The following is a 16,048-nucleotide window of genomic DNA, read 5'->3' as shown; positions in this document are numbered from 1 at the left end:
GGTTCCATCTGAGTTTTGCCCCCGTCCGGCGGCGGGGGCATATTTATGCGCGATATCAAAGGATCGAAACGATGCGACAGATCAGGCAAAGTGCCGGGCGGGCGCCGCTGCGGCCGGCGGAAGACGGAGGGATCTGACGTGACTGCGGAGGTGCTGATATATCTCTTTGCCGGGGCGCTTGCGGGCGGTTTCATCAATGGGCTCGCGGGCTTTGGCACGGCCTTGCTGGCGCTTGGCTTCTGGCTTCAGGTGCTGCCGCCGGGGCAGGCGGTGTCGATGTCGGTGGTGATGTCGGTGATCAGCGGGCTGCAAGGCGTCTGGATCGTCCGGCGCGAGATCAGCGCCAACCGGGTGCGTCTGTTGCGGTTCCTCTTGCCGGCGCTGCCGGGGATCCCACTGGGCGCCATGGTGCTTGCGATGATCAGCGCACCGGTGCTGAAGCTGACCATCGCCGCGATGATGATCCTTTACGGCGCGTTTTTCAGCTTTCGCCGCGCACTTCCGGCGATCCGGCGCCCGACGCCGCTGGTCGACAGCAGCGTGGGTTTTCTTGGCGGGCTGCTGGGAGGTGCGGCGGGGCTGTCGGGCGCGCTTCCGACCATGTGGTGCGCGATGCGGCCCTGGAGCAAGGCTGAGACGCGGGCGGTGTTGCAGCCCTATAATGTGGTGGTGCTGGCGCTCGCGATGCTGACTTTCGCGCTGCAGGGCCAGTATACGCGCGAGACGCTCTGGCTTACGGCCCTGGCCTTGCCCGCGACGCTGATCGGGGCGCAGATCGGGATCAACGTCTATCGCCGGCTCAGCGATGCGCGCTTTCGCCGGCTCCTGATCGTGTTGCTCTTTGCCTCGGGGCTGCTGATCGTGCTGAAGGAGTTACCCGCGCTCCTGTGATCAGAGCGCGGTGATTTCCCCGATCAGCGCCGGGGAAAGCGCCAGCCCGTCACGCTCAGCCGTGCGCCGTGCCCCAAGCCGGCGCGCACCTGGCAGCCGTGCTCCCGGCTGGTCGGTGATCATCCCGGCCAGCGTCGCAAACCGCGCCAGAGCACCCGCGCCAAAAGCCGCCGGATCCAGCGCGATCAACAGCTGCCCGGTGCCCGGAGGTGGTCCCTTGTCATCCAGGAAGGAGCTCGCATCGGCGGCATAGCTGGCACCGATCATCCCGGCGGCCAGCAATTCGACCATCAGCGCCAGGGCGACGCCTTTGGCATCCCCGAGCGGCGCCATCGTACCCGCCAGTGCGCGTCTGGCATCGGTGGTGGGCTGGCCGTCCGCGTCAAAAGCCCAGCCCGGCGGGATCGCCTCGCCCTTTTTCGCCGCCGCAACGATATTGCCGCGCGCCACGGTGGACAGCGCCATATCGACCACGATGGGGGCATCGCCTTGCAGGGGGCAGGCAAAGGCGATCGGATTGGTGCCGAGGACCGCGCGATTGCCGCCCCATGGCGCCATCGCCGCCGGCGTATTGGCAAAAAGCAGCGCGACCAGCCCGGCATCGGCCAGCCGCTCGACAAAGGCCCCGGCAGATCCGCAATGATGCGAGCGGGTTACGGCAGCGCAGGCGATCCCCTGGGCATGGGTGACGCCGGGCAATGCCTCGACCGCCATATCCAGCGCCGGGAAGGCAAAGCCGTGACCGGCATCGACCATCAGCGCGCCGGGGCGGGGGCGGGTCACCACCGGCACGGCCTCGCCCCTGACCTTACCCACCCGCAGCTGCGCCACATAGGCGGGCAGGCGTGAGAGGCCATGGCCTTTGAACCCGTCCGCCTCGGCCTGGACAAGCGCGCGCGCCACGCTCGCCGCCGCCGTCGCACCGGCACCGTTGCGGGTCAGCGCCGCCTCGGCAAGGCTGATCGTCGCAGCAAGGGAAAGCCGCTCCATCACGACACCTCTGCCAGCAGATGTTTGCGCACCGAGGCCACGGTGACCTCCGAGACGCGGCGGTTCGATTCCTGGCTGAGGCCCGCGATATGCGGTGTCAGGATGACATTGGCGAAGCCCTGGAACCGGGCGCAATCCTCAGGCGGCGGTGGCTCGGTCTCGAACACATCCAGCGCGGCGCCGGAGAGGTGGCCCGCCCGCAGCGCATTGGCGAGCGCCACCTCATCGACCACGCCGCCCCGCGCCGCATTGATCACGATGGCGCCGGGTTTCATCTGCGCCAGTGCGGCCTCATTGATCATATGGCGGGTGCCAGAGGTCAGCGGCACATGCAGTGACAGCACATCCGCGCCCGCCAGCACCGTGCCCAGATCGGCCGGCCGCACGCGCCCGGTTTTCAGATCCCAATGCGGCCCCTCCGGCGCCAGATGCGGATCATAGGCCATGACGTCCATCCCGAGCGCCAGCGCCCGTTTCGCGGTCTCGCGCGCGATGGAGCCGAACCCGACCAGACCCAGCGTCTTACCGTTGATCTCGCGCCCGTTCATCAGCGCGTTGCGTGCCCAGTCGCCGTCTGCCAGACGCGAGGGCATGGCGTGGATCCCCCGCAGCAGCACCATGGCAGAAGAAATCACATATTCCGCGACCGAGATGTCATTGGCGCCAGAGGCCGGGAACACCGCCACCCCGCGCGCCTTGCAGGCCTCAAGATCGATATTGTCCAGCCCGACCCCCAGCCGCCCCACGACCCGCAGGCGCGGCGCCGCCGCCAGCAGTTCGGCATTCACCTGGGTCCGGTTTCTGACAATGATCGCCTCGGCCCCGGCCAGGGCGGCCAGAAGCTCGGCCCGCCGGTCGACCAGCCCCGGGTCATAGAGGATCCCGCTCCCGCTCAGCCCTGCACGCAGGATGTCCTCTTCCATGAATTCCGGAACGACGATCTGCATGGGCTTTCTCCCTCGGGGCCAATATGGGTGGCATATATCTTGTATATCTACTCATATATAAGACTTGCGAGTGAAAGCAAGCGGCATCCACCGCGAAAACGGGCTTTCCGCACGGGCCGGGCGGGGAGTTCAGGCCGGGGTGTTCAGGACGGGACGTCTGAGGCCAGCGCGGCGGCGATGGCTTCGGGAGAGAAACTCCCGCCCTCGCGGGCCAGTTCGATGGCGCGAAGGACTTCCTCCAGCACGCGCGACTTGGTGCTGTCCCTGCGATGCACAAGGCCAAGATGGCGCACCGGCCCGCCGGTCTCGGCCAGCCGGAGCCGTTTCAGCGGCAGGTAATGGGGCACATGCACGCAAGGCTCGGGCACGATCGAGACGCCCAGCTCGGCAAGGACCATGGCGTAGATCGCCTCGAGCCCGCCCAGTTCCATGCTTTCCGAGACCTGAATATTGTTGTTCTGCAGCCAGCCTTCGATGATGGTGCCGACCACCGCATCGCGCGAAAAGCGGATGAAGGGATGGGCGCGCAGGATCTGCACCGGGTCAGAGGACAGGATCCTCTCGGATGCGATCAGCACCAGCTCTTCCGCCGCAACCGGGTGCCAGATCAGGTTTTTTGGCAGCAAAGCAGGGCGCGAGACCAGGGCGCCGTCCAGCGTATTGCGTTCGACCTCATGGATCAGATGGGTGGTGAGCCCGGGAAACAGCCCGACATGCAGATCGGGAAACCGTGCCTTCAGGATCGCGGTGGCGAAAGGCGTGAGCCCGGTCAGCGTGGTCGGCGCGGCCCCGAGGAGAAAATCGCCTTTCAGCCCGTCATCGCCGATCACCGAGGGCACGATATCATCATAGGCCCGGACCACGGCGCGCGCCTTTGCCAGCAGCGCCCGACCCAGGGGGGTGAATTCCGGCGTCCTTGTGGCGCGGTTGAAGATCTGCACCCGCCATTCCTCCTCCAGCGCCCGCATCTGCTGGCTGACTGCCGCATGGGTGACGAAAACCGCCTCGGCTGCGGCGCTGAAGGTGCCGTGATCGGCCACTGCAATCAGTGTTTTCAGCATACGGATCGACACGGCGCTGCCCTTATCTGCAGGGGGAGGGGGCGATTTATGGCAGGTATTCTTTACTTTGATCTGTATCCGGGGCCGGTTTGTAAAGATGAATTTACATATCCCGCGCGGCCCGGTCTTCATTTCGGGTTGGCGCACTGGCCTCAGATAGACGGTTCTGCCGCGAATGTATGAAATTTGTAACGAAATTATGACGTTTTCTGTCGATCATCGGACGCGGTCCTGTTAGGGGGAACTGCCTGGGACAGGCCCGAACCGGGGGGTGCGTATGTTTAGGAAAATCTGGACCGATTTCGGGGCGCTGATCCTGCGCCGGCCGTCGCATTACCAGGTGGCGGCGCTGTGCTGGCACGAGACGGATGCCGGCGGGATCGAGGTTTTGCTGATCTCTTCGCTGACCACCGGCCGCTGGATCCTGCCAAAGGGCTGGCCGCAAATGGGCCGCGACGGCGCCGGGACCGCGCTTGAGGAAGCCTGGGAAGAGGCCGGGATCCGTATCGAAGACCCGCAGCCGCAGCTTGTTGGCCGCTACAGATACCAGAAACGGCTCTCGGGTGATGTGCCGGCGCGCACGATGGTCGATGTCTGGGCGATCCGCGTCGACCGGCTGCTTGAAAATTACCCCGAGGCGGGGCGGCGCAAACGCGAATGGTTCGCGCCGGAAAAGGCCGCGAGCCTCGTCGATGAGCCGGAGCTGGCCCGCCTGCTGCGGGCTGCGCCGCAGCTGATCACACCCGCCTGATCACATCCCGGCCGAACCACCGGCTGCCGGTTCCCGATTTCCCCGTCACTTTCCACGCCGTGAGACCCTATGAGCGACAGAACCGACCCGCAGCTGCGCGATCAGCCCGAGCCCGGCTGGCAAGTGCTGGACCGCGACCTGAGCCGGATTTCCCGGCTGGAACTTGCGACCTCTTATGTGGCGCAGCCGCTGGTCGCGGTGGGTATGGGGCTGGTGTTTGTGGCGCTGGCCGCGCTTTGGGCGGCACTGGTGTCGGGGGGCGGCTCGGGCGGGCTGGTGATCGTGGTGGCCGCAGCCTTTGCGGCCTATCTGGCCCTGAATATCGGGGCCAATGATGTGGCGAATAATATGGGTCCGGCGGTAGGGGCCAATGCGCTGACCATGGCCGGCGCGCTGGCCATTGCCGCAATTTGCGAGACCGCGGGCGCGCTGATCGCCGGCGGCGAGGTGGTCGATACCATCGCCAAGGGGATCATTGCGCCATCGAGCCTTGGGGATGAGGCGTCTTTCGTGGTCGCGATGATGGCGGCGCTGCTGTCATCGGCGCTCTGGCTGAACCTTGCGACCTGGGCGGGCGCACCGGTTTCGACCACCCATGCCATTGTCGGCGGCGTGGTCGGAGCGGGCATTGCCGCGGCCGGCTTTGGTGCGGTGGACTGGGGCGGCATGTCCCGCATTGCTGCCAGCTGGATCATCTCGCCGGCATTGGGCGGGGCGCTGGCGGCAGCGGCGCTGTGGGTCGTGCATAAGCTGGTGATCGACCGCGAAGACAAGATCGCGGCGGCGCGGGTCTGGGTGCCGGTGCTGATCGCGGTGATGGCCGGGGCCTTCGCCACCTATCTTTCGCTCAAGGGGCTGAAACATCTGATCGGTCTCAGCTTTGGCCATGCGCTGCTGGTCGGGCTGCTCGCCTGCGGGCTCAGCTGGGTGGCGGCAAAGCCCTATATCCTGCGCCGGTCCAGGGGGCTGGAAAACCGCAACAAATCGCTGAAAGTGCTGTTCCAGGTGCCGCTGGTGCTTTCGGCCGCGCTGATGAGCTTTGCCCATGGCGCCAATGATGTCTCGAACGCCATCGGGCCGCTGGCGGCCATCGTCTCGCTGCTGCATGGCGGCGAGGCCACGGCGGCGGTGCCGCTTTGGGTCATGCTGATCGGGGCGCTCGGGATCTCGGTCGGGCTTTTGCTGTTCGGGCCGCGGCTGATCCGCATGGTGGGCGGCCAGATCACCCGGCTGAACGCGATGCGCGCCTATTGCGTGGCGCTTTCGGCGGCGGTGACGGTGATCGCGGCCAGCTGGTTCGGCCTGCCCGTCAGTTCGACCCATATCGCGATCGGCGGGATTTTCGGCGTCGGCTTTTTCCGCGAGGCGGTGGAGGCACGGCGGATGCGGCAGATGACCGGGGCGGTAGAGCTGCCGGAAATGGCCAGCGAAGAGCGCCGTCGCCGCAAGCTGGTGCGCCGGTCGCATTTCATGACCATCATTCTGGCCTGGGTGATCACAGTGCCGGCAACGGCGCTGGCCTCGGGCCTGATGTATCTTGCGCTGAAAGCCCTCGGCGCCCTGTCCTGAGGCGCGGCGCGGGCTTCAGCCGGTGATCTCTGCGCGGATCACGGTTTCCAGCCAGTCGGAAACGGCGGTGATCCGGCGCTGCCCGCGCGGGCGGCCGGGAAACAGCAGATGAATCGGCATCGCCGGCGGGCGAAAGGCGGGCATGATCTCGACCAGCTCGCCTGACGCAATATGGGCGGCGACATCATAGGCGGGGATCTGGATCAGCCCGAGCCCGGCCAGGGCCGCTGCGATATAGCCCTCGGCACTATTGGCCGAGACCCGCCAGGGCACAGCGCAGCTTTTGTCTTGCGCGCCGGCCTGCCAGTCCCACTCCGCCACCCGCCCGGTCGAGGGCGAGGCATAGGCGACCTGCCAGTGCCGGCTCAGCTCGTCCGGATCCTGCGGCGTGCCATGAAGCGCAAGATAGGCGGGGCTTGCGACATTGATCTGGGCGATTTCGCCCAGGCGCCGCGCCCTGAGCCCGGAATCCGCGAGGGGCCCGACCCGCAGCGCCAGATCTACGCCTTCCCCGACCAGATCCACCGTCCGGTCGGTCATGCCCAGTTCGACCTGCAGACCCGGCCAGCGCGCCATGAGCCCGGGCAGCCGGGGCGCCACGATCAGCCGCCCGATCCGCGCCGGAAGATCAATCCGCACCCGCCCCTCAACCTGCCGCGCACCGCTGCGAAACAGACTGTCGAGCTCTTCGCTTTCGGCCAGAAAGGCGAGGCATCTCTCATGGAATTCCTCGCCCTCGGCGGTGGGGGCGACGACGCGGGTGGTGCGGTTCAACAGCCGTATCCCGACCCGTGCCTCCAGTTCCGCGATCGCGGTCGACACGCTGGAGCGCGGCATCTGCAAAGTATCCGCAGCCCTGGTAAAGCTGCGGGTGGCCACCACGCGGGTGAAGATCTGAAAGAGGCTCAACTGATCCATTGTTCGAATCTTACGACATATGAAGCCAGAACTGGTGAGTTTATTTAATTCACGCAGAACATAAATTGCACTCCGTAACCAGTAGGAGAGCGACGATGACACGGAGTATCAAGGACAAGACAATCTTCATCGCGGGCGGGGCCAAGAACCTCGGCGGGCTGCTTGCGCGCGATTTCGCCGCTGCCGGAGCAAAGGCGATTGCGGCCCATTACAACAGTGCGGCCAGCGCGGCAGAGGCCGAAGCGACCGTCGCGGCGGTCCGGGCCGCAGGGGCGAAGGCGATTGCGATCCAGGCCGATCTGACCACGGCGGCGGCGGTGACCCGGTTTTTCTCCGAGGCCGAAGCCGCGCTTGGCCGCCCGGATATTGCGATCAATACGGTTGGCAAAGTGCTGAAAAAGCCGATTTCGGAGATCAGCGAGGCCGAATATGACGAGATGAGCGACGTCAATGCCAAAGCGGCCTTCTTCTTCCTGAAAGAAGCCGGGCGCGCGGTGCAGGACAATGGGGCGATCTGCACATTGGTGACCTCGCTTCTGGGCGCCTATACGCCGTTCTATTCGAGCTATGCCGGCACCAAGGCACCGGTGGAGCATTTCACCCGGGCCGCCTCGAAAGAGTTCGGTGCGCGCGGGATCTCGGTGACCGCAATTGGCCCGGGGCCGATGGATACGCCGTTCTTCTATGGTCAGGAAGCGCCTGACGCGCAGGCCTATCACAAATCTGCCGCAGCGCTTTCGGGCTTCTCGAAAACCGGGCTGACCGACATCGAAGATATCGCCCCCTGGATCCGCTTCCTCGTCACCGAAGGCTGGTGGATGACCGGCCAGACGATCCTCGTGAATGGCGGTTACACCACGAAGTAACCACCACTCCTGGCCCGGTCGTCCCCAGCGGCCGGGCCGCCTTTTATCCGGTGGAGCCCTGTATGTTGCCTTTCGCACCCAAAGCAGAGGATGTGGTCGCCTTCTGGCAGGAGGCCGGCCGGCGCGGTGACTGGTTCGCGCAGCGCCCGGCTTTTGACCGCATTTTTCGCGACCGCTTTCTGGCGCTGCATGAACATGTGGCAGCGGGTGATCCTGACGGCTGGATCCGGACACCCGAAGGGGCGCTGGCGCTGATGATCCTGCTTGACCAGTTTCCGCGCAACGCCTTTCGCGGCACGGCGCGGATGTATGCGACCGATGCCCAGGCCCGCGCTTTCGCGCGCGAGGCTGAGGCGCGCGGCCATGCCGCCAATGTCGACCCCGAATTGCGGCTTTTCTTCGCGCTGCCCTTTTCGCATTCCGAGGATCTGGCCGATCAGGAGGTCGCGCTGCGGCTCAACCGCCGGCTTGGCCAGCCCTGGCTGTCCCATGCCGAGGGCCATCACGAGATCATCCGCCGTTTCGGCCGCTTTCCGCACAGGAACCGGATTCTGAAACGTGAAATGCGCCCCGATGAGGCGCGTTTCCTGCAAGATGGCGGCTTTCGCGGCTGAGGGTCTGCTGTTGCAGCCCTCGCTGAAACCAAACCCCACCCGCTGGTCCGGATCAGGGCGAACCTCGTCAGAAGACGAAGAAGTACTATGATCTCACGGAAGGTCCGGATCGGGCCGGCGCCGAAGGCCGTCCTGGCGTCATCCACCTTCCGGTTACAGTGGAAGAGCTGCGTCGCGATGATCGGCGCCTCACAGGTGAAGCCGCCCAGGATCCTTGCGGGGACCGCCGACCGGAGATTGCCCGGAACAGGCACCCGACCCTGCCGCGACCGCATCGGCAAAAGCGTCGATCTGCACCCTGTCCGAGGAGGCCAGCACCGGGGCTCCGGTTTTGGCCCCGGTGCCCGCAGCGATGGAGGAGGCGCCGATTGCCTCACCCTGGCCGGGCGCTGTGACGTTGTCCGCCTTCTGGCTGCGGCGGATCACAACGCGCGGGCCTCCCGGGATCCTCGTCCCGGGCGCGGTGCCGGCGACGTCGATATGGGTGGTCCCGGTTTGCATATAGACGCTGTCATTGCCACAGGTCTGCTGACGCCAGGGCAGCGCAGCAAGAGCCACCATGCTGGCAATTCATGAACAAACCCGCCGCTTCATCGCTGCAATCGGGCATGAAACCGGCACTCTCCGGCGCCACTTCATGCCGGTGTCACTCATCCTGAACATGTCAGCTTGTGGCACATGGAAATCGGCCATGATCTTAACGGGACGGAGCCGAGGATCCGGGCCGCATGGCCACAGTGCCCCACAGATATCATGCCCCGATTGTTGGCGCCGATCCCTGCGACGCTCGCCCCCGCAGCCATCCGGGCAGAGGTGCTCGCGCAAATGCTGCTGGTCGCGCCCCGCCGTCATATCGCACCGAGGTCGTGGTGATGGAGGATCAGTCGTTCAGTGCCATCTTCGCGCGCGCCTTTCGCGGGCCGGAACTGTTCGAGCGCGAAGCGGCAGCGGTCCTGATCGGGGAATTTCTGCTGGCAACAGGTCGGCAGCGGCGCGCTTGTCTTTGCGGTGCTGGCGCTGAGCCACGGCATGCGGCGAGAGGGGCGGCACGGATGAGTTCGCAGGTGAAGATCCCAGGTCGCTATGACGACGGCGCCCGTTATGCCGCCCTGTCGCGCCGCTTTCAGCCGGTGTTCGACCGCATCGCCGGGGGCGCGGTGGCGCGTGAGACCGGGCGCATCCTGCTACAGGAGCCGATTGCCTGGCTTAAAGAGGCCGGCTTCACCCGCATCCACGTGCCCGAAGCTTATGGCGGTGACGGTGCGTCGATCACCGTCCAGGCGCGGTTGCTGATAGATCTCGCGGCGGCGGAGCCCAGTATTCCTCTGGCGCTGCGCTCGCATGTCTCGATGGTCGAGGACGCGCTGAACTGCCCGGATGCGGTGGCCGCGCCCTGGTTCCGGCGCTTTGCTGCGGGCGAAACCTTCGGCAGCGCCTGGACCGAACCCCGCAACCGCCAGGGCGAGGTCAGGACGACAGTGATCCCGGATGGCGCCGGGGGGTTGGCTGCTCACGGGCGAGAAATTCTATTCGACCGGTGCGATTTTTGCCGACCGGATCGAAGTCTTCGCCCGGGACAGTGAGACCGGCGCCGATGTGATCGCGCTGGTCCCGGCAGCGGCGCCCGGGGGGACGCGGGCGGCTTTCGGTCACGGCTTTCGCGGTCGCGGCGGCCGGGGATCTGATCGCGCGGGCCGGGCTGGATGCCGGTCGCGCCCAGGCTCTGGCGAGCCAGCTTGTCCCGGCGGCGGCGTCGCAGTTCTTTGACGCGCCCGGCGCTTCGGCCGCCGACCGTGACCTGGCGCCTGACCGGCATTGGAGCAACAGCCGCACCATCGCCCGGCACATTCCGGTGATCATGCGATCAACGGCGCCGCGCCGGTCGGGCTCTGGCAGGTGGGCGAGGTGGGGCAGGGCTGAGGCTCAGCCCGCCAGACGATCCGCCACATAAAGCCGCAGCCGCCCCGGCTCCGGTACGATGCCGGCGTGGTCGCCGGGCGAGAGCCCGGTGCCCGCAGGCGCGCGCAGCCGGATCTCACCCGCCGGATGCGAAAGCGCGATGATCTCGTCGAGCCCCTCGAACCAGATCCGGGTCACGGTGCCGGAGAGCGCCGCGTCTTTGCCCGCCAGTTGCAGATGTTCGGGCCGGAAGCCGAGGGTCAGCGCTTCGCCCGGGCCCGGGCCCGATCCGGAGCCCACATCCGCAGGCAGCGGCAAAGCAAGACCGGTGCCGGGCACCATCGCCTGGCCATCCTGCGCCACCGCGGCCAGGAAATTCATCGCCGGCGCCCCGATGAAGCTGCCGACATGGCGCGTGGCGGGGTGTTCGAACAGCTCACGCGGCGTGCCCGCCTGCACCACTTCACCCATATTCATCACGATCACCTCTTCGGCAAAGGTCATCGCCTCGGTCTGATCATGCGTCACCAGCACCATGGTCACGCCGAATTCCACGTTTATTTCCTTGAGGATACGGCGGAGGTCGAATTTCTGCTGCGGGTCGATCACCGTCAGAGGCTCATCAAGCAGGATCGCGGCCACATCCTCGCGCACGAGGCCGCGCCCGAGTGAAACGAGCTGCTTCTGATCCGCCGTCAGCGCATTGGCGGGGCGGTTCAACACCGCGCCAAGGCCGAGCCGGTCGGCAATCGTCTCCACCCGTTTGCGGCGATGGGCGGCGGGCGCGCCCTGGCAGACCAGTGGAAAGCCGAGATTCTGCCCCACCGTCATCGACCGGTAAATCACCGGCACCTGGAAGACCTGGGCGATCTTGCGGCGCCCGGTGTCAAAAGCGGCGACGTCCCTGCCGTCGAACAGCACCCGGCCTTCAGACGGGTGGATCAGGCCGGAAATAATGTTGAGCATTGTCGATTTGCCGCAGCCAGAGGGGCCGAGCAGCGCATAAGTCCCGCCCGAGCGCCAGGTCATGTCGAGCGGCTTCAGCGCATAGGCCCCGTGCGGACTGTAGCGATGCGCGAGGGTCTCAAGCCGGATCTCAGCCATTCTGGCCCCCTTTCGCGATCAGCCTGCCATCGGCGCCATAGACCAGGGCGCGGCTCAGATCGGGTGTTATGCAAAGGTTCTGGCCAAGGGCATGGTCTGCGATCCGGCGTTCCAGCATGACGAGCGGCTGGCCTCCGGCATCGAGATGGGTCACGGTCTCGGACCCCGTCACTTCGGTCAGCGCGACCCGCGCCATCAGGTCACCGCCCTGGCGGATATCTTCCGCGCGCAGCGCCAGCGTGTAGCGGCCAGGCGGCAGCCCTGTGATACTGTCGCGCGGCGCGGCGCCGAGATGGTCGATCTCGAGGCCGGTGTCACTGAGATCTGCGCCCAGCAGATTGACCGGTGGGTCATTGACCACTTTCGCCGCCTCAAGCGTCTCTGGCGCGGTGAAAACCGCGCGCGGCGGACCGGATTGCAGCGCGCGCCCCTCGGACATCAGGACGACGGCGTCGCCCATCCGGAGCGCCTCGCGCGGGTCGGTCGAGGCATAGATCACCGTGGTCCTGGTGGCATGAAGCAGTGCAGAGAGCTCTTCGCGCATCCCTTCGCGCAGGTTGTAATCAAGGTTCACGAAGGGCTCATCCAGCAGAAGGATCGGCGCCCCTTTGACCAGCGCGCGCGCGATGGCGACCCGCTGCTGCTGGCCGCCCGAAAGCTCGGACGGGCGCCGGCTGGCCATTTGCGCAAGGCCCACACGGCCCAGCATGTCGCGCGCAGCCTCGCGCGCCGCAGCTTTCTCCTCGCCCCGGCGGATCAGTGGGAAAGCGAGGTTATCCAGCACGTTGAGATGCGGGTAATTGATGAATTGCTGTGTCACCATCGCTACGGGCCGCCGCCAGGGCGGGATATGCGACCAGTCCTCGCCGTTGAAACTGATCCGCCCGGCGGGCTGCACAAGGCCCGCAATCGCGCGCAAAAGCGTGGTCTTACCGGCCCCCGTGCGGCCCAGCAGCGTTGTCAGACCCGGTTTGAACTTGAGGCTGATGCCGGCGAGATGCGGCACGCCGCCCTCGGACAGGCTGAGATCTTCGAGGTGCAGCATCAGCGCACCGCCCCGGCGAGACCGCCGCGTGCAAGGAAACGCTCAACCACGAAGGCCAGTACCGCCAGAGGTGCTACCGAGACAATGGCGGCGGCGGAAAGCGACCACCAGGGTGTGACGGATGAGTTCAGCGCGACGATGGAAACCGGCAATAGCTGCGTCTGGGTGAAGGTCAGCGTGAAGGCGAAGAAAAAGTCATTCCAGCCGAAGATCAGGCAGAACATGCCCGCGACCACAAGGCCCGGAGCCACATTCGGCAGGATCACCCGCAGGAAGGTGGTGACGGGCGTACAGCCATCCAGCCAGGCCATCTCATCCAGCGCACGCGGGATGGTGTTGAAGAAATCCACCATCACCCAGACCGCAATCGGCATCAGCGCCGCGACATAGACAAGGATCAGCCCCGGCAGGCTGTCGAGAAGCCCCAGCCAGCGCAGCATCAGGAAGAACGGGATCGCCAGCACGATGGGCGGCATGATGCGCTGCGAGATGAAGAAGAAGGTGATGTCTGCGTTGCGGATCGGCCCGGCGCGGAAGGTAAAGCGCGACAGCCCGTAAGCGGCAAGGGTGCCCAGCACCAGTGCGATGACCGATGCTGTGCCGGTGACGATGACCGAATTGATATAGGGTTTCACAATATTGATGCCGCCAACCCCGCCGAAGAGCGATTTCCAGCCGGCAAGCGAGGGCTCGAATTGCGCCCAGGGGATCCAGGTCGCGCCGCCGGTCACCGCGTTTTGCGACTTGAAACTGGTCGAGAGCATCCAGAGGAAGGGAAAGATCACGAAAGCCGACCAGAGCGTGACAGCGAGGTATTTCAGCGCAAGATAGAACGTCTTCATGCCTGTGCCCCCCGCACCATCAGCCGCATCAGCGCTTTCGCGATCAGGGTCAGTGCCACCGCCATGATGATCAGATAGGTCAGTGACAAAGCCGCAGAATAGCCGATCTGGAAATCACGCATTCCCCGGATATAAATGTAGTAACTCACTGTTTCGGTTGATGTTCCTGGACCACCCGAGGTCAGGACATAGACCGTCTCCATGATCTTTGACGCCTCGATCGCGCGGATCAGGATGGCGCCCACCGAAATCGCGCCCATCATCGGGAAGGTCACCGACAGAAAGGTGCGGATCGGCCCGGCCCCGTCGACCTTGGCGGCAAGGAAGGGCTCGGAGGGCAGGGACAGCAACCCTGCGAGCAGAAGGAGGAACATGAAGGGCGTCCATTGCCAGATCTCGACCACCATTACGGCGGCGAAGGCAAATCCGGGTTGCGACAGCCAGGGCTGGGCGCCGATGCCGATGGCGTCTAGGATCGGGTTCAGCGGCCCGAGGCTTTCGTGAAAGATGGTGCGCCAGATCACCGACATCACCACCGGCGTCGTCATCATCGGCACCAGAAACAGCACCCGGAAGAACCGCCGCGCCGCGATCTCGCGCCAGACCAGCAGCGCCAGCGCAAAGCCCAGCACATACTGGATCAGAACGGTTGAAATGCTCAGGACAGAGAGCCGCCTCAGCGCCTCCCAATAGCGGGCATCGTCCCACATTCTGGCATACATCGCGCCGCCGGCATTGTTCAGGCCCGGATTATAGACATCCCAGGACGAGAAACTGACGCGGATGGTGAAGAGGAGCGGGAAAAGGATCACCGCGATCAGGACCAGCAGGCCTGGCAGCAGGAAGATGTATTTCTGGCGGTACACGGGGATCCTCCGGAAGCGGCTTGCGGTCTGGGCCTGCGGAATGCGGCCCTCCGGATGACTTGCCGGCCAGGCCGAAACGGGCGCAGGGAAGCGGAGGGCCGGGGCGCGGCCCTCCGTCAGGTCAGCGGTCTTCGAGCGCGACCACATTGGCATAGGCCTCGCGGACCCGGTCCGCACCGATGCGTTCGACAATGGCGTTCCATTCGGCGGCGACACCGTCCAGCGCGGCCTGGGCCGTCTGCTCGCCCGATTGTGCCCGCGCAACTCCGGCGGCAAGCGAGGACATGAATTCCCCTACCCCCGGCACCCGCAGGTCAAAAACCTGGTTCGGCGCGGTGTCGATGCCTTTCAGCGTGGTCGTATAGGTCTCGGCCACCGCCTTGTCCCAGCCGAGTTCGGTCTCGTAAAACGCTGGGTCGAAATGGCTGTCGCGGTAGGGGTTGATCCCGAAACGCCCGATCTGAAGATCGGATTCCGTATTGCCCTCATTGGCGAAGAAACACAGGAAATCGAAGGCCATATCCTGGTTCTTGCTGTCCTTTGCCACGGCCGAGGTCCAGCCCCAGGTGACATAGGCGACGCGGTTCGGATCCTCGAAACTATCCCAGGCGCCGGTCTCGCGGTTCCAGACCTCGCGCGCACCGGGCAGCATGGCCGCGGCGACCTTGTTGCGGATCGGGCTGTCTTCCTGCATCGCCTGGATGAAGGCATCATCCCAGCTGTAAGACATCAGCGTCTGCCCGCCGCCGAAGGAAAAGATCTCGTCACCCAGCCCGAAGGAGGTGCCTCCCGGCGGCATCGAGGCCTGGGCTTCGACAAACAGCTCCAGCCCGCGCACCCAGCCGGGGGTGTTCACCAAAGGTGTCATGGTCTCGAGGTCAAAGAAGAAACCACCCTTCACATCGGGGTGCTTCGCATAGGGCGCGACCCGGCTGATGAAGGCCGAGAACATCAGATCATCGCGTTTGGTGACCTCGGCGGTGCCGAAATTCGGCGCGCCATCGCCATCCCAGTCGGTATTGGTGAAGACAGCGGCGACCTCGTTATATTCCTCCCAGGTGGCGGGGACGGTCAGGTCGCGGCCGGTTTTCTCTTTGAACAGCGCCTGGGCGTCAGCGTTGTCAAATACATCGGCACGGTATTTCAGGTAATGCCGGTCGCCATCCATGGTGTATTGCAGCATCCGATCCCCCCAGGAGGCGATGCCGCGATAGGTGGCGGTCACCGCCTGCATACCCGAGACCTGCTGATATTCGGCAGGCACTTCGGCCAGGTAAGGGTTGAAATCGCCGATCCAGAGCGAGGCATAGAACAGGACGTCATAGGCCGCCTGCTGGGTCTGGAACGGGATCATGACGCGCTGGAACAGGTCGCCAAACGGCACATGGACCACATTCACCGTGGCCCCGGTCAGCTCCTGGAATTGCTGGGCATGCAGGGCGGTCGGTTCACCGATCACCGGGATCGCATGGGTGATGACGTTCAGCGTGCGGCCGGAATAGTCTTTCGCATCAATGGCCGCATAGCTGCAGATCCCCGGCACATCTTCTTTGATGCCGTATTTCGAATAATCCCCGGCGCTTGCGAGACCGGTGGCACAGGCCAGAACGGTGGTCGCAAGAAACAGCCGCTTCAAAGCGGTTCCTTTGGTCATGACTTCCTCCCAGAGTCAGGTTGCAGTTTGC

General features: G+C 65.2%; 16 protein-coding genes. 6 read left to right on the top strand and 10 right to left on the bottom strand.

Going from position 1 to position 16,048, the window contains the following annotated elements; genetic code table 11:
- Positions 1–138: 138 nt before the first annotated feature.
- Positions 139–891, top strand: coding sequence for a sulfite exporter TauE/SafE family protein (locus JC607_RS13165; RefSeq protein ID WP_370584804.1), 753 nt, complete (start codon positions 139–141; stop codon positions 889–891).
- On the opposite strand, the gene JC607_RS13160 is transcribed toward JC607_RS13165, so the two are convergent.
- From JC607_RS13160 to JC607_RS13150, 3 genes are all read right to left on the bottom strand, one after another.
- Positions 892–1,881 (bottom strand): Ldh family oxidoreductase, encoded by a 990-nt coding sequence (locus tag JC607_RS13160; protein ID WP_198837378.1) that lies wholly within the window; start codon positions 1,879–1,881, stop codon positions 892–894.
- A complete protein-coding gene (locus tag JC607_RS13155; protein ID WP_198837377.1) occupies positions 1,881–2,828 on the bottom strand; it encodes a hydroxyacid dehydrogenase in 948 nt (315 codons plus the stop codon). The genes JC607_RS13160 and JC607_RS13155 overlap by 1 nt, the downstream gene beginning before the upstream one ends.
- Positions 2,829–2,971: 143 nt before the next feature.
- Entirely contained in the window at positions 2,972–3,901 is a 930-nt protein-coding gene (locus JC607_RS13150) for a LysR family transcriptional regulator (protein WP_370584803.1), read from the bottom strand.
- Positions 3,902–4,166: 265 nt separating this feature from the next.
- Here JC607_RS13150 and JC607_RS13145 point away from each other — a divergent pair, with 265 nt between their 5' ends.
- Positions 4,167–4,640 carry an NUDIX hydrolase gene (locus JC607_RS13145; RefSeq protein ID WP_198837376.1) on the top strand — a complete coding sequence of 158 codons (474 nt, stop codon included), beginning with the start codon at positions 4,167–4,169 and terminating at the stop codon, positions 4,638–4,640.
- Between the two features lie 69 nt (positions 4,641–4,709).
- On the top strand, positions 4,710–6,209 hold the full coding sequence (locus tag JC607_RS13140) for an inorganic phosphate transporter (protein ID WP_198837375.1): 1,500 nt from the start codon (positions 4,710–4,712) through the stop codon (positions 6,207–6,209).
- A 15-nt stretch (positions 6,210–6,224) separates the two neighbouring features.
- Here the strand turns inward: JC607_RS13140 and JC607_RS13135 are convergent, their stop codons facing one another.
- Complete coding sequence (locus tag JC607_RS13135) at positions 6,225–7,127, bottom strand: LysR family transcriptional regulator (RefSeq protein ID WP_198837374.1); 903 nt, start codon at positions 7,125–7,127, stop codon at positions 6,225–6,227.
- A gap of 95 nt (positions 7,128–7,222) precedes the next feature.
- Here JC607_RS13135 and JC607_RS13130 point away from each other — a divergent pair, with 95 nt between their 5' ends.
- Positions 7,223–7,993: an SDR family oxidoreductase gene (locus tag JC607_RS13130; protein ID WP_198837373.1), complete on the top strand. Its 771-nt coding sequence runs from the start codon at positions 7,223–7,225 to the stop codon at positions 7,991–7,993.
- Positions 7,994–8,055: 62 nt separating this feature from the next.
- A complete protein-coding gene (locus JC607_RS13125) occupies positions 8,056–8,607 on the top strand; it encodes a DUF924 family protein (protein WP_198837372.1) in 552 nt (183 codons plus the stop codon).
- A 189-nt stretch (positions 8,608–8,796) separates the two neighbouring features.
- On the opposite strand, the gene JC607_RS13120 is transcribed toward JC607_RS13125, so the two are convergent.
- Positions 8,797–9,168 (bottom strand): hypothetical protein, encoded by a 372-nt coding sequence (locus JC607_RS13120; protein WP_198837371.1) that lies wholly within the window; start codon positions 9,166–9,168, stop codon positions 8,797–8,799.
- A gap of 503 nt (positions 9,169–9,671) precedes the next feature.
- On the opposite strand from JC607_RS13120, the gene JC607_RS13115 reads away from it, so the two are divergent.
- Positions 9,672–10,190 (top strand): acyl-CoA dehydrogenase family protein, encoded by a 519-nt coding sequence (locus JC607_RS13115; protein ID WP_198837370.1) that lies wholly within the window; start codon positions 9,672–9,674, stop codon positions 10,188–10,190.
- A gap of 340 nt (positions 10,191–10,530) precedes the next feature.
- Here the strand turns inward: JC607_RS13115 and JC607_RS13105 are convergent, their stop codons facing one another.
- From JC607_RS13105 to JC607_RS13085, 5 genes are all read right to left on the bottom strand, one after another.
- Positions 10,531–11,610: an ABC transporter ATP-binding protein gene (locus tag JC607_RS13105; protein WP_198837369.1), complete on the bottom strand. Its 1,080-nt coding sequence runs from the start codon at positions 11,608–11,610 to the stop codon at positions 10,531–10,533.
- On the bottom strand, positions 11,603–12,655 hold the full coding sequence (locus JC607_RS13100; RefSeq protein WP_198837368.1) for an ABC transporter ATP-binding protein: 1,053 nt from the start codon (positions 12,653–12,655) through the stop codon (positions 11,603–11,605). The genes JC607_RS13105 and JC607_RS13100 overlap by 8 nt, the downstream gene beginning before the upstream one ends.
- Positions 12,655–13,497: a carbohydrate ABC transporter permease gene (locus JC607_RS13095; protein ID WP_198837367.1), complete on the bottom strand. Its 843-nt coding sequence runs from the start codon at positions 13,495–13,497 to the stop codon at positions 12,655–12,657. Before JC607_RS13095 ends, JC607_RS13100 begins: the two co-directional genes overlap by 1 nt.
- A complete protein-coding gene (locus JC607_RS13090) occupies positions 13,494–14,363 on the bottom strand; it encodes a carbohydrate ABC transporter permease (RefSeq protein ID WP_370584802.1) in 870 nt (289 codons plus the stop codon). The genes JC607_RS13095 and JC607_RS13090 overlap by 4 nt, the downstream gene beginning before the upstream one ends.
- A 121-nt stretch (positions 14,364–14,484) precedes the next feature.
- Complete coding sequence (locus tag JC607_RS13085; protein ID WP_198837365.1) at positions 14,485–16,017, bottom strand: ABC transporter substrate-binding protein; 1,533 nt, start codon at positions 16,015–16,017, stop codon at positions 14,485–14,487.
- Between the last annotated feature and the right edge of the window lie 31 nt (positions 16,018–16,048).

This window comes from Paracoccus sp. IB05 (assembly GCF_016405985.1).
In the GTDB taxonomy this organism is placed as follows: Bacteria; Pseudomonadota; Alphaproteobacteria; order Rhodobacterales; family Rhodobacteraceae; genus Pseudogemmobacter.
Note: the sequence above shows the minus strand (reverse complement) of the source record. Positions and strands in the feature narration are given on the sequence as shown.